24 protein-coding genes are annotated in these 23,635 nt (G+C 39.2%); 3 read left to right on the top strand and 21 right to left on the bottom strand.

What is annotated here, in order from left to right; genetic code table 11:
- From ACLN19_RS06850 to ACLN19_RS06775, 16 genes are all read right to left on the bottom strand, one after another.
- The coding region (locus ACLN19_RS06850) for a putative cross-wall-targeting lipoprotein signal domain-containing protein (protein WP_413384669.1) at window positions 1-445 on the bottom strand (445 nt) is incomplete at its 3' end.
- A gap of 61 nt (window positions 446-506) precedes the next feature.
- Window positions 507-1,256, bottom strand: coding sequence for an LPXTG cell wall anchor domain-containing protein (locus tag ACLN19_RS06845; RefSeq protein WP_413384668.1), 750 nt, complete (start codon window positions 1,254-1,256; stop codon window positions 507-509).
- Between the two features lie 17 nt (window positions 1,257-1,273).
- On the bottom strand, window positions 1,274-1,609 hold the full coding sequence (locus ACLN19_RS06840; protein WP_413384666.1) for a hypothetical protein: 336 nt from the start codon (window positions 1,607-1,609) through the stop codon (window positions 1,274-1,276).
- Window positions 1,610-1,861: 252 nt separating this feature from the next.
- Window positions 1,862-2,728: a replication initiator protein A gene (locus ACLN19_RS06835; protein ID WP_413384664.1), complete on the bottom strand. Its 867-nt coding sequence runs from the start codon at window positions 2,726-2,728 to the stop codon at window positions 1,862-1,864.
- Window positions 2,729-2,730: 2 nt separating this feature from the next.
- Complete coding sequence (locus tag ACLN19_RS06830; RefSeq protein WP_413384663.1) at window positions 2,731-2,922, bottom strand: hypothetical protein; 192 nt, start codon at window positions 2,920-2,922, stop codon at window positions 2,731-2,733.
- Window positions 2,923-2,924: 2 nt separating this feature from the next.
- Window positions 2,925-3,176 (bottom strand): hypothetical protein, encoded by a 252-nt coding sequence (locus tag ACLN19_RS06825; protein ID WP_413384661.1) that lies wholly within the window; start codon window positions 3,174-3,176, stop codon window positions 2,925-2,927.
- A gap of 20 nt (window positions 3,177-3,196) precedes the next feature.
- Window positions 3,197-3,691, bottom strand: a complete 495-nt coding sequence (locus ACLN19_RS06820; RefSeq protein WP_413384659.1) for a hypothetical protein — start codon at window positions 3,689-3,691, stop codon at window positions 3,197-3,199.
- Window positions 3,692-3,961: 270 nt separating this feature from the next.
- Window positions 3,962-5,371 carry a PTS transporter subunit EIIC gene (locus ACLN19_RS06815; RefSeq protein WP_413384657.1) on the bottom strand — a complete coding sequence of 470 codons (1,410 nt, stop codon included), beginning with the start codon at window positions 5,369-5,371 and terminating at the stop codon, window positions 3,962-3,964.
- Window positions 5,352-7,022: an alpha-glucosidase gene (locus ACLN19_RS06810; RefSeq protein ID WP_413384655.1), complete on the bottom strand. Its 1,671-nt coding sequence runs from the start codon at window positions 7,020-7,022 to the stop codon at window positions 5,352-5,354. The genes ACLN19_RS06815 and ACLN19_RS06810 overlap by 20 nt, the downstream gene beginning before the upstream one ends.
- A 135-nt stretch (window positions 7,023-7,157) precedes the next feature.
- Window positions 7,158-7,862 (bottom strand): MurR/RpiR family transcriptional regulator, encoded by a 705-nt coding sequence (locus tag ACLN19_RS06805; RefSeq protein WP_413384653.1) that lies wholly within the window; start codon window positions 7,860-7,862, stop codon window positions 7,158-7,160.
- A complete protein-coding gene (locus ACLN19_RS06800; RefSeq protein ID WP_413384651.1) occupies window positions 7,843-8,613 on the bottom strand; it encodes a MurR/RpiR family transcriptional regulator in 771 nt (256 codons plus the stop codon). Before ACLN19_RS06800 ends, ACLN19_RS06805 begins: the two co-directional genes overlap by 20 nt.
- 97 nt (window positions 8,614-8,710) lie before the next feature.
- Window positions 8,711-10,528: a glutamine--fructose-6-phosphate transaminase (isomerizing) gene (gene glmS / locus ACLN19_RS06795; protein WP_413384649.1), complete on the bottom strand. Its 1,818-nt coding sequence runs from the start codon at window positions 10,526-10,528 to the stop codon at window positions 8,711-8,713.
- A gap of 192 nt (window positions 10,529-10,720) precedes the next feature.
- Window positions 10,721-11,278, bottom strand: a complete 558-nt coding sequence (gene lepB, locus ACLN19_RS06790) for a signal peptidase I (protein WP_413384647.1) — start codon at window positions 11,276-11,278, stop codon at window positions 10,721-10,723.
- Between the two features lie 131 nt (window positions 11,279-11,409).
- Complete coding sequence (gene pyk, locus ACLN19_RS06785) at window positions 11,410-12,915, bottom strand: pyruvate kinase (protein ID WP_413384645.1); 1,506 nt, start codon at window positions 12,913-12,915, stop codon at window positions 11,410-11,412.
- Between the two features lie 53 nt (window positions 12,916-12,968).
- Window positions 12,969-14,000, bottom strand: coding sequence for a 6-phosphofructokinase (gene pfkA / locus ACLN19_RS06780; RefSeq protein WP_413384643.1), 1,032 nt, complete (start codon window positions 13,998-14,000; stop codon window positions 12,969-12,971).
- A gap of 81 nt (window positions 14,001-14,081) precedes the next feature.
- Window positions 14,082-17,186 (bottom strand): DNA polymerase III subunit alpha, encoded by a 3,105-nt coding sequence (locus ACLN19_RS06775; protein ID WP_413384641.1) that lies wholly within the window; start codon window positions 17,184-17,186, stop codon window positions 14,082-14,084.
- A gap of 194 nt (window positions 17,187-17,380) precedes the next feature.
- Here ACLN19_RS06775 and ACLN19_RS06770 point away from each other — a divergent pair, with 194 nt between their 5' ends.
- Genes ACLN19_RS06770 through ACLN19_RS06760 form a run of 3 tightly spaced genes read left to right on the top strand, consistent with a single transcriptional unit; the run spans window position 17,381 to window position 19,250 of the window.
- Complete coding sequence (locus ACLN19_RS06770; RefSeq protein ID WP_413384638.1) at window positions 17,381-17,749, top strand: GntR family transcriptional regulator; 369 nt, start codon at window positions 17,381-17,383, stop codon at window positions 17,747-17,749.
- Window position 17,750: 1 nt separating this feature from the next.
- Window positions 17,751-18,449 (top strand): ABC transporter ATP-binding protein, encoded by a 699-nt coding sequence (locus ACLN19_RS06765; protein ID WP_413384636.1) that lies wholly within the window; start codon window positions 17,751-17,753, stop codon window positions 18,447-18,449.
- A gap of 9 nt (window positions 18,450-18,458) precedes the next feature.
- Entirely contained in the window at window positions 18,459-19,250 is a 792-nt protein-coding gene (locus tag ACLN19_RS06760; RefSeq protein ID WP_413384633.1) for an ABC transporter permease, read from the top strand.
- Window positions 19,251-19,286: 36 nt separating this feature from the next.
- Here the strand turns inward: ACLN19_RS06760 and ACLN19_RS06755 are convergent, their stop codons facing one another.
- From ACLN19_RS06755 to ACLN19_RS06735, 5 genes are all read right to left on the bottom strand, one after another.
- Window positions 19,287-20,654, bottom strand: coding sequence for a DUF2130 domain-containing protein (locus tag ACLN19_RS06755; protein ID WP_413384631.1), 1,368 nt, complete (start codon window positions 20,652-20,654; stop codon window positions 19,287-19,289).
- Window positions 20,655-20,701: 47 nt separating this feature from the next.
- The gene (gene folE, locus ACLN19_RS06750; RefSeq protein ID WP_413384629.1) at window positions 20,702-21,265 is read right to left on the bottom strand and encodes a GTP cyclohydrolase I FolE; all 564 of its coding nucleotides are present in this window, start codon (window positions 21,263-21,265) and stop codon (window positions 20,702-20,704) included.
- A gap of 35 nt (window positions 21,266-21,300) precedes the next feature.
- Window positions 21,301-22,251 carry an aromatic acid exporter family protein gene (locus ACLN19_RS06745; RefSeq protein ID WP_413384627.1) on the bottom strand — a complete coding sequence of 317 codons (951 nt, stop codon included), beginning with the start codon at window positions 22,249-22,251 and terminating at the stop codon, window positions 21,301-21,303.
- Window positions 22,252-22,259: 8 nt separating this feature from the next.
- The gene (locus ACLN19_RS06740; protein ID WP_413384625.1) at window positions 22,260-22,829 is read right to left on the bottom strand and encodes a restriction endonuclease subunit S; all 570 of its coding nucleotides are present in this window, start codon (window positions 22,827-22,829) and stop codon (window positions 22,260-22,262) included.
- Between the two features lie 88 nt (window positions 22,830-22,917).
- Entirely contained in the window at window positions 22,918-23,478 is a 561-nt protein-coding gene (locus ACLN19_RS06735) for a TMEM175 family protein (protein ID WP_413384623.1), read from the bottom strand.
- Window positions 23,479-23,635: the final 157 nt, after the last annotated feature.

Below are 23,635 nucleotides of genomic sequence, written 5' to 3'. Positions count from 1 at the left end.
TAGCTGTCGCATCTTCTACGGCTTGCGTTTGACTAGCCAGATCAGCTTGCGCATTGGCTAGTGTATCGTGTGATACTGTCGCTTCTTGATTAACCGTAACACCAGCATCTTGCGCTTGACTGACAGCTGTATTAAGCGCATCAGAAGTCACGTCTTGTGTCAAGACGCCTGTTTGAGTACCTGCCTGACTAGCTACTTCAGTTGATGCACTAGACGCTTGACCTTGCGCTTCGACAAGGTTGGTTGCTGGATTAGCTGTAGTTGTGACAACTGGTGTTGTGTCAGTAGTAACAGTTACCTCATCAGCCGATGCGCCACCTGCAAAAATGGCAGTACCTAAGATAATCCCACAAGCAAGCCCTGCTGTTTTGGTCTTACGGAAGAACCCATGACCTTTGACTGTGCGCTCTTGCGCTTTACGCAATTTTGAAATCTTATTTTCCATTGTTGGAATCTCCTTTTAAAATATCTTCACAGTTTAGCGACATGTTGGTCGTATTTTAATACTAAATGTGCTTTTTCTTGAATAGCCAAGCCCCTAGAGCGACTAAGCCACTGCCAAGCGCTGATAAGATACCTGTCGCTTTATCTCCCGTTGCAGGAAGCGTCGCCATCTCACCATTTGATGTTGGGATAGAGATGGTATTATCAGCGTTTCGTGTACCTCCAACTTCTTCAGGTTCAACTTGTGAACCATCTGAAAGAACAACTTGCCCATCTTGCGTACTAACAACTGTTGCCCCACTAGCTGTTTCAACAGGATTAGCTGATGTAACAGCTTGTACGACTTGACCTGTAACACTTGAAACTGCCCCAATTTCAGGAGCAGACGGTGCGACTGTAGCGCTATCTTGACCTTGACTAGGGCTAGTAGCGTTATTGTTTGATACATTCGAAGCATCAGGAACGCTTGGGTTAGTTACCTCTGACTCTACAGGGTCAACAGAAGTACTTGGCACTTCCGCTGTTTCCCCGCCTGTCGAAGGAATCGTTGGCAACTCTGGGCTAACACTATCGTCAACAACGATAGGCTGAGATGGCACACTAGGCTCGCTTGGCACTACTGGTACATCTTGACTATCGCTTGGGATAGTGGGCTGTGTTTCAGGAATCGTTGGTTGCGAACTATCGCTTGGAACAGTCACTTCTGTGCTTGTATCAGCTGGAACGATTTCATCAGCTGAAATAGGCGTACTAGCTAGCGATAGAGCTAAGCTAGATACGGCTAGCTGACTGATTAATTGTTTTTTAGACACTATAATCACCTGTCTTTCTAATATTTCATTTTGTCATAAGGCTTTTTACGATGGTAGCCTTTGCCTGTCAAAGTTAGACGTGTTGATGAACCAAAGCGTTGTCGTCTTGCGATTAAGATACCATTTCGATCAATTCGTTTTATCGCATCATAGACTTTCTTATACTCGAATTTAAGCCTTAGCTCTACTGCCACACCTCTGATATAGCCTCGTTTTTTAGCTATTCCATATTTTGGTTCAAGCTTTATCAACTCGCCTGTTTCTAAATAAGCAAAAGCACCTCCCTCTCTGCCTAGTTGTTTCAAATCACGAATGCAGACAACATTGTCTGCGCTATATTTTAATTTATCCATGTTATATCTCCACTCGATAAATAAGGTTAATTTACACCCATGCTGTCATATTATGAACCGTATTTTGATGACCTCGTTTGAAAGGATACGAGAACCCCCGCAAGAATGGCAGACTTGCAACTCGAGACTGGCATCGAGCCAGCGACTACACTCTACCCTCGCTTGTGTATCTCGATAGTTGCGCCTGATCTGGATAGAGGTTGTATTTAATTGTCAAAGAGCAAGCAGTTTTAAGACATGCTAAGGTCAGCCTTAAGCTTGTTTTCTAGCCATTTTGTTATATTCGAGCAAGATGCCGTTGAAAACATAATCTGCGATAGCTTCCGCAGATCTAGCAAAGCGCATATTATCGAGAGCCAACTCGTAACGCTTATCGAAATGACACATGAGATAATCAGCGCTAGACTTTGAATAATTTTCAGCTAGCAACTGAGAGTGCACAAGCTCAAAGATATAATCTCTGTCATACTTCGTAGCTTGTTCAATTTTTCGAGAAATTGGATAAGACTGATTTTCTTTATTTTCAGAAGAAGCCCTTATCTCCTCTTCCTCCTCTAAAAAGCTCTCTTTAGTCTTACTCTTTTTAGTCTCACTCTCTTTAGTCTTACTTACTGCGCATTTTGCGATTTCAAGAGAGCGCATTTCACGCTGTCCAGAAGTCGGATTTTGCGCTGTCCGGAAGTCGGATTTTACGCTGTCCGCTGATATCAAGGCTTTTGCCTCTTCAAAATCCATATCTAAAAGACGAATATCAGAAACTACATTTTTCACATACAGACGATTAGCTTTATTAAGACCTTGACGAACCTCATCAAGCAAGCCATACTTTATCAATTCTTTCTTGAGTTTTCTAATTTTATCTTTACCCCAATCAAGATCTTCTGTCAGCTCATCAATCGTGTAGTAGATAAAGACGTCACCTTCATCATCGACAAAACGCATATCGCCTTTCCTGGCATTTTCGACAGAAGCTGACATTCTATCTCTTAATAAACTAAACAACAACTTAGCTTCTGCTTTCAAACGCTTATAATATTTTGTTCCAATCAACACTTTTGGGATTTGATAGAAATTATCGCTATTGATTGCTTGAGAGAGTGAAATTCTTCCGTAAGCCATTTTTAAATCACCTCGGCATTTTCTTTTATCATAAAGCCTCCGTTCGATGGAAACTTAACCAAACCAACAGCTTCTAATTCACCTAAAGACTCGATAACCCGTTCTCTAGACCAGCCTGTCAAACGCATAGCCTCAACAATGATGATATTTCTAGCTTGCTTTTGTCTTACTCGCATCATTTTTTTACGATTCATTCTTAAACCTCATCCATTAAAACAGCATAAACTAATTTAGCTTCAGCACTAACATCGTAAATTCTATCTGAAATCAAAGACTTTGGAATCGTATAAAAGTTAACTACTTTGAAGCATTTATGCTTAACGACAACACCTCGTGAATCGTAGCGTACTAACTCTGCACGCTCTAACTCACGTAAACAAGACTCAACCTCTTCTTTAGAACTGCCTAGAGTGCTCATCACAAACCCAATCGCTTCTTCTTTTGTCATATTAATTAACCTCCTGATTTTTAAAACTTTTTAATCAACTGATACAAACCATTTTCAAACCGACACACAGCCCAACCATCAACTGGTTCAGCTGTTGGACAATGCTCACCTTCAAACCCAAAATTCCAGTGATCTGAAACTCTCAAACTGCCTTCTGGTTTATAGCCCCAATCAATATCTTTAGAGCTGTAAAAACTTAAACTGTATGGCGATCGTGACCAATCATCATCCCAATTCTCAACAACAAATTTCATAGCTTCATATGTCGAGACATTCATAGAGAGTTGTCCAGACTGCTGCAGAATTTGCAGATCTTTATCATAATCGTTTGTCAAACCACGATAAGAATCTAGCATTCTGCTTTCTTTGATAAGATCGTAATCCTCGCCCAACTCTTCATATTGACGAATTTCCCAGCTTCGTTCACAATATTTAGCACCAAAGGAATATCCAAGCTTGCGCTCTACAATGCGATAACCTTTATTTCTAATCCAATATATCTCTTTCACTCTCATAAGCAGTCCTACCTTTTTTCTAAACTCATAAAAGGCAACTCAATAGCTCTATTGCCAAGATAAACCAACTCTTGTTCTAAAAATACCCAAAAAGGAAGTGATGAACCTTTAACATAAATATCATTAAGATCGCAAATTTCACCAAACGAACCAACTTCTTCAAAATTCAGAAAAAACAAAAAGAGAACAATTTCTTGTTCTCTTGATTATCAAATATTAAACTTAGATAGATTTTTCAATTCTCAAAACTCTAGACACTTACAATTGACCCTAATCTTCATCTAAAATCGCTTGAGGGATAGCAAAAAGCTTCGTCAATGAAAAACATAATAGAAAACTAAAGATTGAGACAACAAAGTAAATCAATAACTGGTAACTATCATAAATATACATGAGATAAGACGGCAATACCGCTAAACCGTAAGAATTTGACTGAATATGAAAAAGTGATAATATAGCAGATCCAAGTCCTGATGATAACAACATAACATAAAGAGATTTCAAGTTATAGCGTAAATGAATTCCAAACAAAACAGGCTCGCTCACTCCAAATAACTGAGACATAAATGCTCCCATAACAGTCTGTCTCACCTTATGGTTTTTAGAAGAGACATAGAAAGCAAGACAAGATCCTAGATTAGCAAAACCATACATAGCACATAGTGTAATCAATTGATTAAAACCTGTATTGGCTAATAGAGAGGTTTCAATGACAACGTACATATGATGCAAACCTGTGATAACTGCCAAAGGATAAGTTGCTCCTACAAAGAACCCTCCTAAACCAAACGGAAGATTCATCAACAGTTGTGTCAGGCTAATTAAACCTGTCTCTAACCAATGCACAATAGGAGCAAAAACAAATAAAGCAACAACAATAGTACCTAACATCGTGATAAATGGTGTCATAATAAGATCTAGTGAATTAGGCATCACTTGTCGCAGTTTTTTCTCCATCTTGGCTCCGATAATTCCTGTCAAGATAGCTGTGACAACTGACCCCTGAGCCCCCATGACTGGCAATACCCCAAAAACCATAATGGCTTTTTCGCTACCTGAAGCAACAGCATAAGCATTTGGTAATTGCGGCGCAACTAACATTAAGCCAATCACAAGACCGATCATCGGTGTCCCTCTAAAAACTCTAAATGTTGACATGGTAATAAGAGCTGGCAAAAAGGCAAATACGGTATCTGTCAACACCGATACCAGCGAATTCAGATAGTCAGGATAGTGTTTTACGGATAAACCAAATAAATGAAGCACATTATCATTAAAGACAACTCCTTTTAATCCCAAAAATAGCCCCGTAGCAGCAATCACAGGAACAATAGGAACAAATATATCACCCAGTGTTCTCATAAAACGCTTAAACCCTCTGTCTTGAGCTGTTACATACTCATCTTGAGCCGCTTTTTCAACAGTATTTACCCCTAATGATTCGACTTCTGTAAATACCTTATTGACCACTCCTGTCCCAAGAATAATCTGATACTGACCGCTATTAAAAAAGGTCCCCTTTACTTCATCGATAGCTTCTATCGCTTCAGTATCAATGCTATTTTTATCTTTGACAACTAAGCGAAGACGAGTTGCACAATGAGTCGCTGATACAATATTATCAACGCCAACAATATCAATAATAGCTTTAGCTATTTGCTTATAGTTTTGTCCTGTCATCCTTTTTCTCCTTTATTAACACTGCTCGATAAGGTGGTAAGTCTAACTCACCCTGTCTCCACTCTCCTTGATAATTATCTAGTAATATCTCTCCTTCCATATCTAATCTTATTGTACGTCGATTAGCTGATAGATTGACAATAACACTAAAAGAGTCTTTATCCAAGTACCTTTGATAAGCAAAGATGTCATCCGAATCCGTCTCTAAAAAGCTTATTTTTCCTGTCATCAACGCTGGATACGCTTTTTTTAATGCAATCATACTTCGATAAAACTGTAATAGACTATCCTTGTCTTCCAATTGAGCTGCAATATTTCGTATTGGGCTTTGTTCACAGATAGGTAGCCACGGCTCAACAGTTGAAAAACCAACATACTGGCTATCATCCCACTGCATAGGTACTCGGCTATTGTCACGACTACGATAGTTAATAACCGAAAGTGACTCCTCAGCACTCAAACCTTCAGCAATACCTCTATAATACTGATCAACAGAAGATATATCATCAAATTCTCTAATGGAGTGACGATGAGCATTTATCATCCCAATTTCTTGGCCTTGATAAATAAACGGAGTCCCATAAAGGTAAAAATAAACTAATGCTAATGCCTTTAAAGCTTCATTATTTTCTTTGTCTTGCTTTAAGTACTTATCAGGCGCTCTATTTTGATCGTGATTTTCAATAAAAGGCGCTCCCCAACCATGCTTCTGTATATGTCGTTGTGATGTTCTCAATAACTCAAACAAAGTTCGCTTTGTCCAATTGACTCTTTTAAACCATTCACTACCACTGGCCACATCTAAGTCAGCTGCTTTAAAATCAAAAATCATCGAGAAAAAACCATCGTCACCTATAAATTGTTCCAAATCAGAATAATCGACCCCTGGTGCTTCAGCTATAGTAACCGCATTATGTGGTACAAAACAACGTTCCTTTAATTCATTTAAAAACACCTCAATACCTGCTTGATTACGACTTGCTCGTGTGCATTTTCCTAGCCCATCAACGCCATCTGGTGTGATATCCCTATAAGAAAGATCTTTTTTGATGAAGGTTATAGCATCCACTCGAAAACCTGAAATCCCCAAATCCAACCAGCAATTGACCATTTTATAAATCTCTTCTCGCATCAAGGGATTTTCCCAATTAAGATCTGGCTGCTTCTTGTGAAACGTATGATAGTAATAAACCTCTTCATTAGGTACTTTTTCCCAGACACTTCCACCAAAAACAGAACGCCAATTATTAGGTAACTCTTTTGATTCTTTGAATATGTAATAATCTCGATACTTAGAATGCTTATCTTTTAAAGCTTTCTGAAACCACTTATGCTCATCTGAGGTATGATTAACCACTAGATCAAGTACTATTTTTATCCCTCTTTTCCTTGCTTCAGCTAATAGCCTCTTAAAATCATCCATAGTCCCATATTCTGGAGCTATATCAAAATAATCAGAGATATCATACCCATTATCTGCCATAGGAGATTTAAAAATAGGACTAATCCAAATCATGGTAATACCCAGATATGTCAAATAATCAAGTGAATCTGTTATACCATTTAAATCACCAATACCATCACCATTACTATCTCTAAAACTTTTGGGATAGATTTGGTAAATGATTTCTGATTGCCACCAATCCTTCATAATGTCCTCCAATATCTTTTTTGTTTACGCTTACATATTCATTATAAAAATAAAAACAACGCAGAGCAATAGCTCTGCATCGTTTTGAAATATTGTCTTTTTCTTTGACAATTTGACTCAAAATGTAAAAACGTATCAAACATCTAACTGAATTTTTAAATATAGTAACTCCAAAGCCAATATATAAGATGTTATCAAAGGCATCGGTAATAAACCATCTCCTGAAGATAAGGTTGGTATCATCAGCTGCTGATCAACTAGAATAGGAAGATAATGTATCGGTCCAAATAAAACGGTATAAAGAGCTGATTGATTATGACATGATACGGGTAAGTTATCCGTGTCAATAGCAAATAACCAAAGGAGTTGGTCCTTTAAGGAATCACGTGCTGAACTCAAAGCCAAGGCATTGGGTAAAATAAAGATAGGTTTTTCTAATGGTAGAAATATCCGTTGCATCTCTTTAGCCAATCGTAATTCTAATTCACTGTGTGCATAGATAAAAATAGCTTCAGTTGATGCTAATGCCTCTTTTAGGGACGTTAAATCAAGAGATTGAACGTAGTCAACAACGTCATGATAGTGTTGTGTTAATCTCAGGGTAGGTACAACCTCTACCCTATCATTTTTTATTACAGCTTTTAACTCTGAAAAGCCACTTAAACCTAATTTTTGACAAAATCGAAATACAGTTGTTGTTGAAACATGATTTTGTTTGGCTAATTGTTGTATGGTCATCGTTTCAAGAGGAGTGTTTACCACAGATTCAAACAGTTGCCAATCTGTTTGCGTCAATTTTTTCTTATGTTTTTGGACAAGACTAGATAGGGTCACTAGCATACCCCCTAACTAACATCAAAACATCAACATATAATTGATCGATAATAAAATAAAAGGTTGAACTAATTTCATAGGTCAGACTAGTTGGTGTCTGGATAGATTCTGTTGGAACATACAGTTGATAATCAGATAACTGTGCCATCGTATTTTGACTCGTTCTTGTAAAAACAAGACGCTTTATCCCCCTAAAGGAACTATCCTTTAAAATATCAATTCCTTCACTAGACTCCCCCTTGTAGGACACTAAAATCAATAAATCATCTTGTTTGAACTGTTTTTTAACATAATTATATTCCCCAAAATCAAATATCACGACAATCTTCTTACCAATAGACGTAAATAATTGTCTAAAATATTCAACCTCTAACTTTTGCTCATTACCTGTACCGTATAAATAGATTACTGAAGCTTGGCCTAATAATTGTACAATATCTGCAAAAGCTTTTTGCTTAAAAATTTGATCAATATAGGTATGAAAACTACTGGTTACAGATAAAAAATCGGTTTCGTGTTCAGCCTTTTTAGGCATATTAGACTGTTGAAGCAAATATTTTAACTCTGCAAAGCTAGAGATATCAAGCTTCTTTAATAATCTAAAAATACTAGCGCGTGACACAAAACACTCTTTAGCTAGTTTCTGACTCGTCAATGCTTTCATATCCAGTGAATCTTGCTGTAAATAGGAAATGATTTCTTTTTCTTGGTCCGTCAACCGCCCATAGTAGTTATTAACCAATTCTAAAAAGTCCATATCTCATGCCTCTCTTATCCTAACCTTTCATTAGTGTCTTAACCAAATCAAAAATAAGACAAAGCTCTTCAAGAAGCCTTGTCTTAATGATAATGGATTACTCCACCGTAACGGCTTTAGCAAGATTACGAGGTTTATCAACGTCTAAACCACGTTGTAGAGACGCATAGTAAGCAATTAACTGCGTTGGAATAACGATAGAGATAGGGCTCAAGAAAGGATGGACTTTATTGACAATAATGTCATCGCCTTCACGCTCCAAGCCTTCTTCAACAATTATCAAAGCTTTAGCACCACGAGCAATGACTTCTTGGATATTACCGCGCGTGTGAGCTGCAATAGTCGAATCAGACGATAAGAGGGCAATAACTGGAGTTCCATCTTCTATAAGAGAAATAGTGCCGTGTTTGAGCTCACCTGCTGCAAAAGCTTCACACTGAATATAGGAAATCTCTTTTAATTTAAGGGCAGCTTCCATGGTCACATAATAATCCGAACCACGACCAATATAAAAGGCATTCCGAGTTGTTGCTAATAGTTTTTCAACTTTTTCAGCAATCATGTCCTTTTCAGACAGAGTTGACTCGATCGATTGAGCCACTAGTGACAATTCATGAACTAGATCAAACGCTTTAGCAGCTTGGTTACCATTAGCTTCACCGACTGCTTTGGCTAAAAAAGCAAGGGTCGCAAGCTGAGCTGTGTAAGCTTTTGTAGAAGCAACAGCAATTTCTGGACCAGCATGAAGTAACATGGTATAGGTTGCCTCACGTGAGAGGGTCGAACCAGGTACATTTGTAATCGTCAAGCTTGGAATACCCATAGCGTTAGCCTTGACTAACACTTGACGACTATCAGCCGTTTCACCAGATTGACTGAGCAAGATAAACAACGGCTTTTGACTTAAAAGGGGCATATGATAACCCCATTCAGAGGCAATACCTAATTCAACGGGAGTATCTGTCAAAGTCTCCAACATAGCTTTTGATGCAAAGCCAGCATTATAAGAAGTACCTGCTGCTAAAATATAGATACGGTCAGCCTCTTGGACAGCTTTGATAATATTAGGGTCAACAAGCATGTCACCATTATCATTAGCATAAGTCGAAATCAATTTGCGCATCACACTTGGCTGCTCATCAATTTCTTTTAGCATATAAAATGGGTAAGTCCCTTTACCAATATCTGACAAGTCAAGCTCTGCAGTATAGCTTTCACGCTCAATCACATGCCCATCATAATCTTGAACAACAGCCTTGTCCTTACTGAGTAAGACAAGCTCTTTGTCGTGAATCTCCATAAACTGATTGGTTTCACGAATCATAGCCATAGCATCTGAACAGACCATATTGTAGCCGTCACCTAGCCCAATAAGCAAAGGAGATTTATTTTTAGCGACATAGATAAGCTCTGGCTGCTCAGTATCCATCAGAGCAAAGGCATAAGAACCCTCGATAATATGAAGCGCTTTTTGAAAAGCTTCAAAGACAGCTAGACCATCTTCTTCGACAAATTTTCCAATCAGATGAACAGCAATTTCAGTATCTGTTTCACCGCTAAGATGGTGACCAGATAGATAATTTTCTTTAATCTCTAGGTAGTTTTCAATCACACCATTATGCACCAGAACAAAGCGTCCTGTCTCTGAACGATGTGGATGAGCATTATCTGTCGTTGGCTTTCCATGTGTCGCCCAGCGTGTGTGTCCGATACCAGCAGTTCCGCTAACGTTTAAGTTAGACACTTTTGCTTCCAAATCAGCAATACGTCCAACGGACTTGACTAACTCAGACTTTTCGCCATCACACACAAAAATACCTGCCGAATCATAACCGCGATATTCTAGTTTTTCCAAACCTTGAAGCAAAATATCGGTTGCATTTTCATTTCCAACAACACCAACAATACCACACATATCTTATATTGATGAGTCTAACACTCATCTCTCCTTTTTCTAATATAAAATTGGTCTAGTTCGATTTCATCTCACTATTAACAATAATAATAGTATATCCCTAATGATTTTTCTTGTCAAGAAAAAGATTGGTCTAGTTCAGTTTAGCTTATATTTGTCAAAAAAAGAGCTAGTCAAACTAGCTCTTTTTGATTATTCTGTTTGGGTAAATCCAAACTCACTAAATGGATACAACTTGAAACTAATCACACCCTTGATTTGCTTTTTGTTTATCAAACCAAAACGACGACTGTCGTTGGTATTCTGACGGTTATCATTTAGGACAAGATAGCGATCTTTAGGAATCGTCTCCTCTTTCCCATTAGTCAAACTACTTACAGAAAAATCAGAAGTAAAGGCAATCTGATTATCATTTGTAGATTGATACTTAGCTTTAATCGCTTCAATGTAAGGCTCTTCTTGATGAAGATTGTTGATATAGAGAATATCATCCATAACCGTTACTTGCTCACCAGGCATCCCAATGATACGACTAATGTAATAAATGCCATCTTCTTCATAAACGATGAAATCTTTATACTGAGGGTCTTTATTTTTATTAACCAATACAATATCTCCTGAATTAAGATAAGTATTGGCAGCGTCATCATGCACTTTAAACGTCGAAAAGACAAAGCGATGCAATAAAAAAATCGCTAAAACGGCAATGACGGCTAATATAATATTACGGATAAAATCTCTTTTTACCATGTTTTTCTCCACTTCTTCTATATTATACCATGAAGTTCTGAGCTGAGCAATATAGAACATTAGAAAAGATTGAAATCTTTTTTCTGAAAACATGAGAAAAAGACTAGCTAAGCTAGCCTTTTCACACTCTCTTATTGGACAGTACGTACACGCATCGTATTTGTAGAACCAGATACACCTACTGGTACACCAGCTACGATAACAATGTTATCACCTGATTTGACAAGACCAGCTTTTACAGCTTCACGTTCTGCCAATTCAAACATATCATCAGTAGATTGTGGTTTTTCAGTAACAACTGGAATCACACCCCAGTTCAACATCAATGATTTTTGAACTTTTTCAGTGAATGTCACAGCCAAGATGTCTGCATCTGGACGGTATTTAGAGATCGCACGTGCAGAGAAGCCTGTTTCAGTCACAGTAACGACTAATTTGATGTTCATTGAGTGACACGCATCTTTAACAGCAGACGCAATCACTTCTGTCTTAGACGTACGGGCAAATTTAGATGAATCTAAACGACCGTATTCGTTCAAGAGTGTTTGTGCATTTGTCACAATTGTTGACATAGCTGTTACAGATTCAAGTGGGTATTTACCGTTTGCAGACTCACCTGAAAGCATTGTAGCATCTGTACCATCAATAACAGCGTTAAAGACGTCTGATACTTCTGAACGTGTCGCACGTGGTTTTTCAGTCATTGTTTCAAGCATGTTTGTTGCTGTGATAACAACTTTACCAGCAGCATTGACTTTGTCGATGATGATTTTTTGGTAAACTGGAACCATCTCAAATGGCACTTCGATACCCATGTCACCACGAGCAATCATGATACCGTCAGCTGCTTCGATGATTTCATCAAGGTTATCAATACCTTGTTGGTTTTCGATTTTGGCAAACAATTTCACATGACCATTACCTGTTTCTTCACAGATAGCACGTACTTCATTGACATCTTTAGCCGTACGAACAAATGAAATAGCGATGAAGTTGATGCCTTGTTCAAGACCAAAACGGATATCAGCATTATCACGCTCTGCAAGAGCTGGGAATGGGATTTTAGTGTTAGGGATGTTAACACCTTTTTGTTTAGCAATGATACCATCGTTTTGTACTTCTACTTCAAATTCACGAGTAGCATCATCTTTAGCAATAACAGTCAAACCAAGTTTACCATCGTCGATAAGGATTGTTTGACCAACAGCAACATCATCAAAGATATCAAGACCACCAGCTACGTTAAGAGCGATAATGTCTTTAGTTGATTTAATCCCTTGTTTTGTTGCGACACGAAGTTTATCGCCTGTAAGGTAAGCATACTCTTTAGCATCGCCTTCAAACAACTCTGTACGCATTTCAGGACCTTTAGTATCAAGCAAGAAACCAACACGTTGACCAGCGATTTCTTCTGCACGACGTACAGTTGCCATACGCTCACCTTGCTCTGCATGGTCACCATGTGAGAAGTTGAAACGGAAAGTGTTTGCGCCAGCTTCAATCAATTTGGCGATATTTTGTGCAGATGCTTCAACATCTAGTTTTTCTCCCCAATAGCCATCTTCACCGAATTTTTTACCACCGCGAAGTTCTACCGCAGGACCAAGTGTTGCAACAATTTTTACACGTTTATTCATGATAAATATGAAACTCCCTCTATATTTTTGCCTCAAAAGGCATCATTACACTATTATTTAGATACTCGATTGCTATAATGCGCCAAATCACGATTAAGTTGCGCAAAATCCAAGCGAGCTTTATGTGGATTATTGACCACAATCTTGCCATCTACTAAGCTAAACAAAGCACCTTCTTCTTTAGTACCAAGAATTGGGCTCTCAACTAGCTCATCATTGTGAATACCAACAGCAAGACCACCACGACCAGCTTTAAGTAGCTCAACTGCATGAGCACCCATCCAAGACGCCAAGACACGGTCACGTGCAGTTGGTGCTCCACCACGCAAGAGATGCCCTAAATTGGTAACACGAAGATCACTTGTGTCGCCAGCTTCTTTCATTTTAGCAGCAAATTCATCACCGCTCATCACACCTTCAGCAAGGACGATAAGGTGATGTGATTTTCCTTTATTTTCATAACCATCACGGACATTGGCTACAACGGCATCAATATCAAATGGTTCTTCTGGAATGATGATTTGATCTGCTCCTGCAGCAATGCCTGACCAAAGAGCAATATCACCTGCATTACGTCCCATAACCTCAACAACGAAGGTACGATGGTGACTGGCAGAAGTGTCGCGGATTTTATCCAAGGCTTCCGTTGCTGTTTGCACAGCTGTATCAAATCCGATAGTATAGTCTGTTCCTACAATATCATTATCGATTGTCCCAGGAAGACCAACAGCTGGGAAACCGTGTTCTGTCAAACGCATAGCGCCATGATAAGAACCATCACCACCGATAACAACAACGCCTTCAATGCCATGTTTTTTCAATTGCTCAATACCAGCCAATTGACCTTCTAACTGAGCAAATTCTGGATAGCGTGCTGAACGCAAAAATGTTCCACCGTGTGATAAGGTGTTTGACACACTGCGAGAATCTAAAGGAAAAATGTCGCCATCAACCATACCAGCATAGCCGCGGTTGATACCATAGACTTCCATCCCTTCAGAAATTGCCTTACGAACAACAGCACGAATGGCAGCGTTCATCCCAGGGGCGTCGCCACCACTGGTTAATACAGCAATACGTTTCATTTGCTTGATACTCCTTTTACTAATTTAACGTGTTTATTATATCACAAGCTGACCAAAATATGTTAGTTTATATCAAAAAATTTACTGAAAAACCGTTTTCAAGACAAATTTTTTCAAGTCCTCTTCAAGGAAAACGCTTTTTTCTACGAAGTCATGCTGACTTTGAATGGTCTCCTTACTTTCTTGGTAATGTAAAATGACAGGAAGGCTTCCAGGATATTTTTTCAAAATCTCTGAAATTGCTAAATCGTGTTCATGATTAGCAACCAATAACCAACAACGCTCCGTACTGACTTCTTGAAGCTGCTCTAAAATCATTTGAAGTTGGCCTTCACGTTCATTTATTTTTCCTGTTAAATAATAGTAGGCATCTTCTTTTAAAGCATCTTTAACAGTTGCATACGTCTCTGGGAAAACAGTGACATCAAAACGCTTGTGGGTATCTGTCACTTGTAAAAATGCCATCTGCTCACCCTTTGTTTTGGTTCTGATGATTCGGATACGCTCAACTTGCACTAAAATACTAGCGCGTTGGTTAGCCACTAAATCAGAAATCCAGCTAAAAGGACGTGTCGAACGACTAGCCAAAACACTCAGAGGATGTGGGCTAATCCCTACACCTAAAATTGCCTTTTCTAAATCATACTTTTGAGCTGGTGTATAATCAGCACTTTCCTGCCATTGATAAGAAGACTCTGCAAATAAACTCCCCAATTCATTCACAAAAACCAATAAATGATCAAGGTTATCCAGGATTTTCTGACGATTAGGCTCAAATAAATCAAACAAACCTATCTGAATCAGTGGTTCAAGAAAGGCCTGTTTTTGATAAGGCTCGGGAAGTCGTGTTAGGAAATCCTCTACACTCTCAAACGGACGATTCTCAATGATCCAATAAGCTAACTCACGAGGCAAATGCTTGATGTGTGATAGACCTAGATGGATCTTTCCATCAGCAATTTTATCACCATAAGGGATCGTATTGATAGATAAGGAAGCAAGGCTATAACCTGCTTCAATAGCATCTGTGATGTAATCCTGACTAGAGTAGTTCAGCATGATACTGTAAAAAACATCGGGATAGTGAGCTTTAAAATAAGCTAGCTGAAAGGCAAGTGCCGAGTAGGCGTAGGCATGACTGCGGTTAAACCCATAGCCCGCAAATTTTGCCATACGTTCAAAGATAATACCAGCAGCAACTTTGTCATGTCCTTTTTTCATAGCACCTTCTATAAAAGCGCTGGCCATCTTTTGCATATCAGCGGCATCTTTTTTAGACATGGCTCGCCTTAGCAAATCGGCTTTTCCCAAAGTAAAGCCTGCATAGACTTGCGCGATTTGCATGACTTGCTCCTGATAAAGCATGATTCCATAGGTTGGCTCCAAAATCGTCTTTAGACTAGGGTCCAGATAATCTATTTTTTCCTGCCCAAAACGACGCCTAATAAAATTCTCGCTATAATCACTTGCACCTGGGCGATTAAGACTGGTTGTGGCAACCACATCTTCAAAACGATGGGGCTTAATCCGTTTTAACAGATTGATGGCTCCTGTTTGTTCAAACTGAAAAATCCCTTTAGTGCGTCCCTTTGCAAATAAGGCTAGCGTCTTTTCATCTTCCAAATCAATAGCTTTAATATCAATCGAAACACCATAATCTTCAGCCACTTTTTCCTTCATCTTTTGGACAAAGGTCAGATTACGCAGCCCCAAAAAGTCCATCTTAAGCAGGCCATTAGCTTCGATGGCATGGGCATCATATTGCGTAATCATCATCTCCTCTCCACTTTTTAAAGGAATATGATTGGTAAGGTCGTCATCGCTCATAACCACACCAGCCGCATGGATAGACGTTTGTCGTGGATTACCTTCGATACGTTTAGCAATGTCAAAAGCTTTTTGGTATTCTGGTCGGCTAGTGATTAGTTGTCTAAAAGCGATATTTTTGTCATAGACACTACTCAAGCTATCTCGAAATGATATTTTCTTGGTCATAGCTGTCAACTCGTACTCAGGTGTCCCAAAACGCTTAAACACATCTCGGATGGCTTGCTTAGCTCCAAAAGTCGAAAAAGTAACAATCTGCGCTGTATGCCTTGAACCGTAGCGGTCTGCGACATAACGTAAAAACTCACTGCGGTAAATATCTGGTAAATCAATATCAATATCTGGCATACTAAAACGCTCACGGTTTAAAAAACGCTCAAATAGCAACTGATTTGCCACAGGATCAATCCCTGTAATATCTAGCGCAAATGCTACAAGACTGCCCGCTGCAGAACCACGTCCCATCCCCATATAATAGCCACGACTACGTCCAAAGCGCAATAAATCCCATACGATTAAAAAATAATCATCAAAACCCATCTGGTGAATAACCGATAATTCCTCGTCTAATCGTTTTTGATAAGAAGAAATCCACAGACCTTTTTCCTGTAAACCAAGAGTTGTCAACTCACGCAACTCCTCTACCGCAGGGCGATCTCGATTGAAACGCGGTAATTTTAAGTCCGTATCAAACTGATAATGAATACCAGCTACCAAGGCCTCTAAACCCGCTAGCGCCTCAGGATGTCTTTGTAGAAATTGCTCAGACATATACGACTCAGACATGAGCTGTGCCTGTTCTTCAATCACAGGGGTATCTCTCAGAGAGGTATTATCACGAATAGCACGTAATACATGAAGTGTCTCGATATCTCTAGGCTCAAAATAACGTGCACAAGCCAGTGCAATGGATTCTCTATTATCCCTTGGAGACGAAGACTCAGGTGTAAGCCCCCACAAAAACGAAAACGTCAATTCTAACTGAGACAACTCCTCTTGATAAGGTATGATAATCGCTAAATGGGCCTCATGACCTTCCAGATCTTTGTGGCTAACACCCTCGCTTAATAACTTAGTCGATAATTTCATGAGCTCTCTGTAACCAATGCTATCCTTAGCCACTAAAAAACACGTTATATCTTTTTCGTTTATTCGCACCTCGATCTCTAGACCAACCACAGGCTGCAAGCCAGCCTTTTGTGCTTTTTGGATAAAATGATAAGCGGCATACATATTGTGCTTGTCCATGATACCCACAGTCTTATAGCCCAACTGCTTTGCCTTGTCGATATAACCATCCAAGTCAATCACACTATCCATGAAAGAATAGACAGTTTTGGTATTTAATTGTGCAAACATAGCCTACCTCTTTTACCTTCTTGTTCTTACAACATTTAGTCTATTATACACTAAAATCCTCTCATCCGTAAAACACTAAAGATTAGCTATCAAAGACAACGGAAAAGTCTTGACTTATCTTTTATTTTGTTGTATTATTAAAGTGTAACAAAACAACGATTAAGTCTATAATAATGGCTTAGAGAGGAGCTAGTATGACGTGGACTTTTGATGACAAGTTGCCAATATACGCGCAAATTGCTCAACACATCAAACTCAAAATTGTATCGCAAGACATAAAAAGTGGAGAACAGCTCCCTACGGTGCGTGATTATGCCCAAGAAGCTGGTGTCAATCCCAACACCATGCAACGTGCCTTTAGTGAGCTTGAGCGTGACGGATTGGTTTATTCGAAACGAACATCTGGACGCTTTGTAACGGAAGATAAACTCCTTATCGCAAAGCTTCGTAAGGAAGTAGCCAGTCAAGAGCTAGACCAATTTGTCACGAAAATGAGCCAGATGGGTTTTTCAAAGGAAGAGATTATCCCCACACTAGAAAACTATATTAAGGAGAGTAATTAGGATGACTGATATTGTACAAATACACCGACTCACTAAAACATACGGACATCATCTTGCCTTAGATGATGTGACTCTCAATATCCCAAGTGGCAAAATTATTGGCCTTTTGGGACCAAATGGTAGTGGTAAGACAACGCTCATCAAACTGATGAATGGACTTTTAAAACCTACCAAGGGAGAACTAGTCATCGATGGCTATAAACCCTCTGTTGAAACTAAAAAAATAGTGTCCTACTTGCCTGATACAAGCTATCTACACGAAGACATGAAAATCAAGGATGCCCTGACTCTTTTTGAAGACTTTTACGAAGATTTTGAACGGAGTCGAGCCGAAAAACTCTGCCAAGAGCTCTCACTTGATGTCAATGAACGCTTGAAAAATCTCTCAAAAGGCAATAAAGAAAAGATACAACTTATCTTGGTCATGAGCCGAAAAGCTCGTCTTTACGTCCTTGATGAGCCTATTGGAGGGGTTGATCCTGCTGCTCGAGACTACATCTTAAAAACCATTATTAGCAACTACTCTGAAGAGGCGTCGGTCATTATCTCTACCCATCTGATTACAGATATTGAGCCTATTTTAGATCAGGTGGTCTTCTTAAAAGAAGGCAAAATAGTCTTAGAAGGCAATACCGATGACCTACGTCAAGAATATGGTAACTCTATCGACCATCTCTTTAGGGAGACTTTTAAAGCTTAGGAGACGATTATGTTTGGTAAATTAGTAAAATATGAATTCAAATCCATTGGCAAGTGGTATCTCGTCATCAACGTGGCACTGCTAGCTTTATCAGCTGTTTTAGGAGGTATCAACGGTCGTCTTTACCCTATCAACTTAAACAGTGTCACTAGTGATATTTCCATATCTACTAGTGGTATATCAGATTGGCAAGCCCTTCTCTTTGGCTTGTTAAGTCTTTGCTTAGGACTTTTGATAGCCTCTTCCTTAATTGCGACTTTGGTCATTATCATCCGCCGCTTTTACACCAATATTTTTGGACGTGAGGGCTATCTAACATTGACACTACCTGTATCTACCCACCAGATTATCCTAAGTAAATGGCTCAGCGCTATTTGTTTACAACTCATCAATGGTCTGGTCCTCGTTATCGCTCTTGTCTTACTGTTTCTACCAACAATAGGACTAAGCAATATGTTAGCGGTGTTACCACAAGCCAGCAATATCTTTAGCTACCAAGAGACCTATGCTGTTTTAATATCACTTTTAGTCAGCATCGTCTCATCAAGTATCAGCTTCTATATGGCTATGGCTATCGGACAACTCTTTCAAAATAATCGTATCCTAATGGCCTTTCTAGCTTATATCGCTATCAGTATCATATCAGGCTTCATAGGAACGTTCATCTCTTCTATCTTCTCTTTGGAAGATGCGTTCTCGATGCCGTACGTTATCTTTTCCATTATCTATAGTCTTGTGTGGAGCGTCATTTCCTATATCATCACTCACTTTATCATCACTCACAGACTCAATATCCAATAATAAAAACAAGGTGCTCCAAATGGAGCACCTTGTTTTTTAATCGTCTTGTCTTAAAGCTTCAAATTTCTGACGCATCGTCTGATTGTGTCTTGTTAGTTTTTTGACAGAGACATCTTCCAATTTTTTGTTAGCCAGACGCAATTGATTTTCAGATGTTGTTAGCGCCTTTTTAACAGCTTCCATGCGTTTGATAGACTTATCAATCTCATCAATTGCTTTTTGGAAATTTGTACTAGCTGAATGATAGTTCTTTGCAAAAGCTTGCTTAAAGTGGTCTAAGTCCTCTTCAAAATGTGTAATATCAATATGTTGCTCACGTACCAAAGCCAATTCTTGCTTGTAGCTAAGCGCATTGAGGGCTGCATTTCTCAATAAGCCTATCAACTGAATGAAAAATTGGGGACGCACCACATACATCTTGTCAAATTTATGGCTGACATCTACAATACCTGTATTGTAATAGTCGTTGTCAGCTTCAAGAGTGGACACTAAAACCGCATATTCACAGCCTTTTTCTCTACGATCACGGTCTAACTTTTTGAAGAAAGATTCATTTTTATGCTTTTTCTGCGTGTCATCAGCTTCATTTTTCATGTCAAACATAATAGATATCAACTCAACGCCATTGTCATCACACTCACGATAGATATAATCCCCCTTTGAGTTGGTCTCACTTGAGAGCTTGTTGTCTTTTTCAAAAGTCGCATGTGGAAAAGCAATCGCACGAACCTTGTTAAACTCCGTCTCAGCATAAAGCTCTAAGCTCTCTCCAATAGCTTTGGTTGATTGTTGAGCTTTAAAGTCCTTATAAAAAGCTACCTGTTCATTAGCTGCCCTTAGCTGTGCTTCGTAGTCCATCTTGACTTGATTGATCGCTAATTCTTGCTCTTTTTCTTGTAAAGTGAGCTGATTTTGCATGCTATCACGTTCTTTTTCAAGCTTTGTCAATGATTTTTGCAGTTTATTTTCCTGCTCTAAGCTAAGCATCTCTAGTTGTTTTTCGAGATCTTTGATCGCTATTTCTTTTTGAGAGATCGCATCACCCAAAGCTTTTTCATATGCGGTCACAAGAAGGCTCTTTTCCTGCTCAAATTGACTCAACTGAAATTGTAACTCAGACAAAGCCTTATCTTTTTCAGCCAGCGTAGCCAGGCTATCTTGCTCTTTTTGGGCAAGTTGCTGCTCAAGAGCTCTTTTTTGCGCTTCCAACTCTTTATCTTTTTGAGCTAATTCGTGAAGCAGTTCATTTTTAGATTTTTCTTCAAGCAGAGCAAGCTCACGCTTTAATTGCACATGAAGTTCCTTATCAAAAGCTTGACCTCGTACTTGCTCTAAGAGTTGATTATATTCCGATTCGTTTATACTAAAGCTTGTGCCACAATGTGGGCATTTGATATCATTCATCACAGTCTCTCCTCTATAAGAAAAGAAGTGCACTATAAGCCACTTCTTTAAGTTAAACGCAGTAAATCAAGTAATTCTTGACGCATAAATCTATCATCTTTATAGCATCCTTTACTTACCGTCGTCACTGTCTTACTACCTGGTTTTTTAATACCACGCATACTCATGCACATATGCTCGGCCTCTAGCAAAACATAAACCCCTTTTGGCGCTAATGCTGTCTCAATACTCTCAGCTATCTGAGCTGTCAGACGCTCTTGCACTTGTGGGCGTTTGCTAGCTACTTCGACACAGCGAGCCAATTTACTCAAGCCAGTGACTTGTGCCTTATCGTTTGGCAGATAAGCAATGTGGGCTTTCCCATAAAAAGGCACTAAATGATGCTCACACATCGAATAAAAGGGAATATCACGGACAATGACTGCTTCCCCATTGCCTTCATTAAACATGGCTGTAAAAGCCTCTTTGGGGTCTTTAGTCAAGCCTTGCCACATTTCTTGATACATACGCACCACACGAGCAGGTGTCTCACGCAGTCCTTCACGCTCTGGATCTTCGCCCAAAGCTTCTAATAATTGATACACGGCTTGTTCTGCCTTATCAAAATCCATAAAAACCCACCTTTCCTACAAAACAGGTATTAGCCCTAGCCATAATTGGCATAAAAATCTGCCTTAATCTGTAAAAAATATTGTAAATCATGCAATAATTGAAATAAGCGTGCACGCTGTTCAAATTCCTGTCGTGTCTTAGGAAGATCACGATTACGAAAAACAGCTAAACTAGCCTCTATCTCTGCCAATAAACTTGTCACAGGATTATCACGACTAAATGCCTTAGCCGTTTGTTCAAATAAACCTGCTAGTATATCCGCTTCATCACTAGCTAGATGACAATAATTGATATTACGAGCAATAGCCCGTAGCGCTTTAGCTTGCTGTTGACGCATCTCAAAGTAGTGCACTTCATAATTAGTTCGGTTAAAGACTTGATTGTGCCTATCATGATAGACTGTCTCCAGAGCCTCTTTTAACAAATCATCCAACTTGGTAATCCGTCTGGCTTGATTACGCCCATCTCCTTGAAGTAAAAACTGAGCAAATAAGAGTAAAATCTCTTTGATAGACGCCTCAACGGCTAAATGATACTGCTGTATAGCTTTTTCTTTTGACACCATATAGCTATTAGCTAAGAGCGCAGCGCCTGTCCCTACTAGAAATAAGGCAAATTCATTGAGCAAAAGAGAGCTAGAAATCGAATGTTCTAGCCACAGATGTGTCACAAGCACACTACTTGGAGCGATACCTACTGCTAAGCCTGCCAGATTAGCAATTGGAACATAGACAATTAAAAACAAGGACAAACTTGCCATTGAATAACCCCAATAGGCAAATACTAAAATAGCAATCAACAAGCCCAATATGGTCGATAAAGTACGCTTGATAGCTATCTCAAAGCTAGAGCGTCTCGTATCTAAAACACCTAAAATTGCAATAATCCCTGCTGATGTCGCATAAGACAGTTTCAAGCTATCCGCCACAAACAAGGCTAAAATACTAGCTAAGACAATTTTAACACTACGTTGGACAACTGACATAGCACCTCCTAGCCAAATAACTGACGCTCGATTTCTGTCTGTACACGCTGCCACTCTTGGTTAGCCCTAGCTAACTTCCGCTTATAATCAGCCAAGCCTTGCAAATAACGCTGTGCCAAGAAATCTTGCTTAATCTTAGGAATGATTGGTATGTTAATACTAGATAATTCTTTCGTGCTTATATTCATCACAGCCCGACCGTGATCAGCTGCTTTTAGTTGCTTACGCCCTTCTTTTGAATCTAGAAAGAACTTGAGGTAAAAACTCTGAATAGCTACCTTAGGACGTAAAACTGTAATATTGGCACTAGCAACAACAGCGCGATCTTGTGCCTCAAAAACAGCTACTTTGTGCTGAGTTCCCTTAGAAGCTAGCAAAATATCACCCTCAGACAAAAGATAACGTGATAAGGCTTTTTCCTCACCAGAAAAGGTCTTTAGATGCTCATAATCAATCCCAAGTGGCAACATATCCCCCAGATTGATGACGGCAACATTGCCTGGCTCAGCTTTAGCAGGCACTGCTTTTCCCTTAAAAATCTCAACTAACTCAGACAAAGGCATCTCTCGTGTCGTCATGCTACTCCCCTCTCAGACAAGTCTTTTAGTATTATAACATTTTTACGCCGTAGCTGTCTATTGATTATAAAAAATAGGCAACTGCCTATTATCGTAATGCCCTTGGTAAAATCAAGACTCCTGCTGTCGCTAAGACCGACCACATCATCGCTGGGGGCCAGATGGTCAAGCTCAACACCAAACCTAGTATTTTGATAGCGACATCAAGTGCCATACGTTTATCATTGTGCGCTACAATGGCCTCTTGATTGGCATTATCAGGTAAAGTGGCTAACTCTTGGTACATCCAAACATTGCTAAAGGTTACCAATAAAACGATAATACCATAAGCAGCCTGAGCCACACTGTTATTAAAATCAGATGATACTAAGGTCGTCACATAAGGGACAAGGGAGGAGAAAAATAATAAGAGTAACGAAATCCATACCAATTTGTTGGTGATATGCTTAACACCATCCCAAGCACGATGAAGATTGACCCACATCGTTCCTAACCAGAAAAAAGAAATGGTATAAGCAAAAAAGTTCATCCGCAATGCCCAAAACCCTTGCCACGAAATCACCTCAGGCTTTTCCAATTCCAACACTAAAATCGTCATGATAATCGCTAAGACCGCATCTGTAAAAGCGACCAAACGCTCCTTACTCATCTCACTACTTCTTTTTTCACATAATACTATTAGTATAACGTAAAGAAAAAGAGGTGTAAAGGTATGGAAAATGTAAAATAGATAATAACACAAAAAAATCCAAGCTAGTAGCTTGAATTCACATGTCATTATCCGATAACAAACCACAAAATAATAC

This window comes from Streptococcus lishijunsis (assembly GCF_047290665.1).
GTDB lineage: Bacteria > Bacillota > Bacilli > Lactobacillales > Streptococcaceae > Streptococcus.
This window is presented reverse-complemented; position numbering and strand designations above follow the sequence as displayed.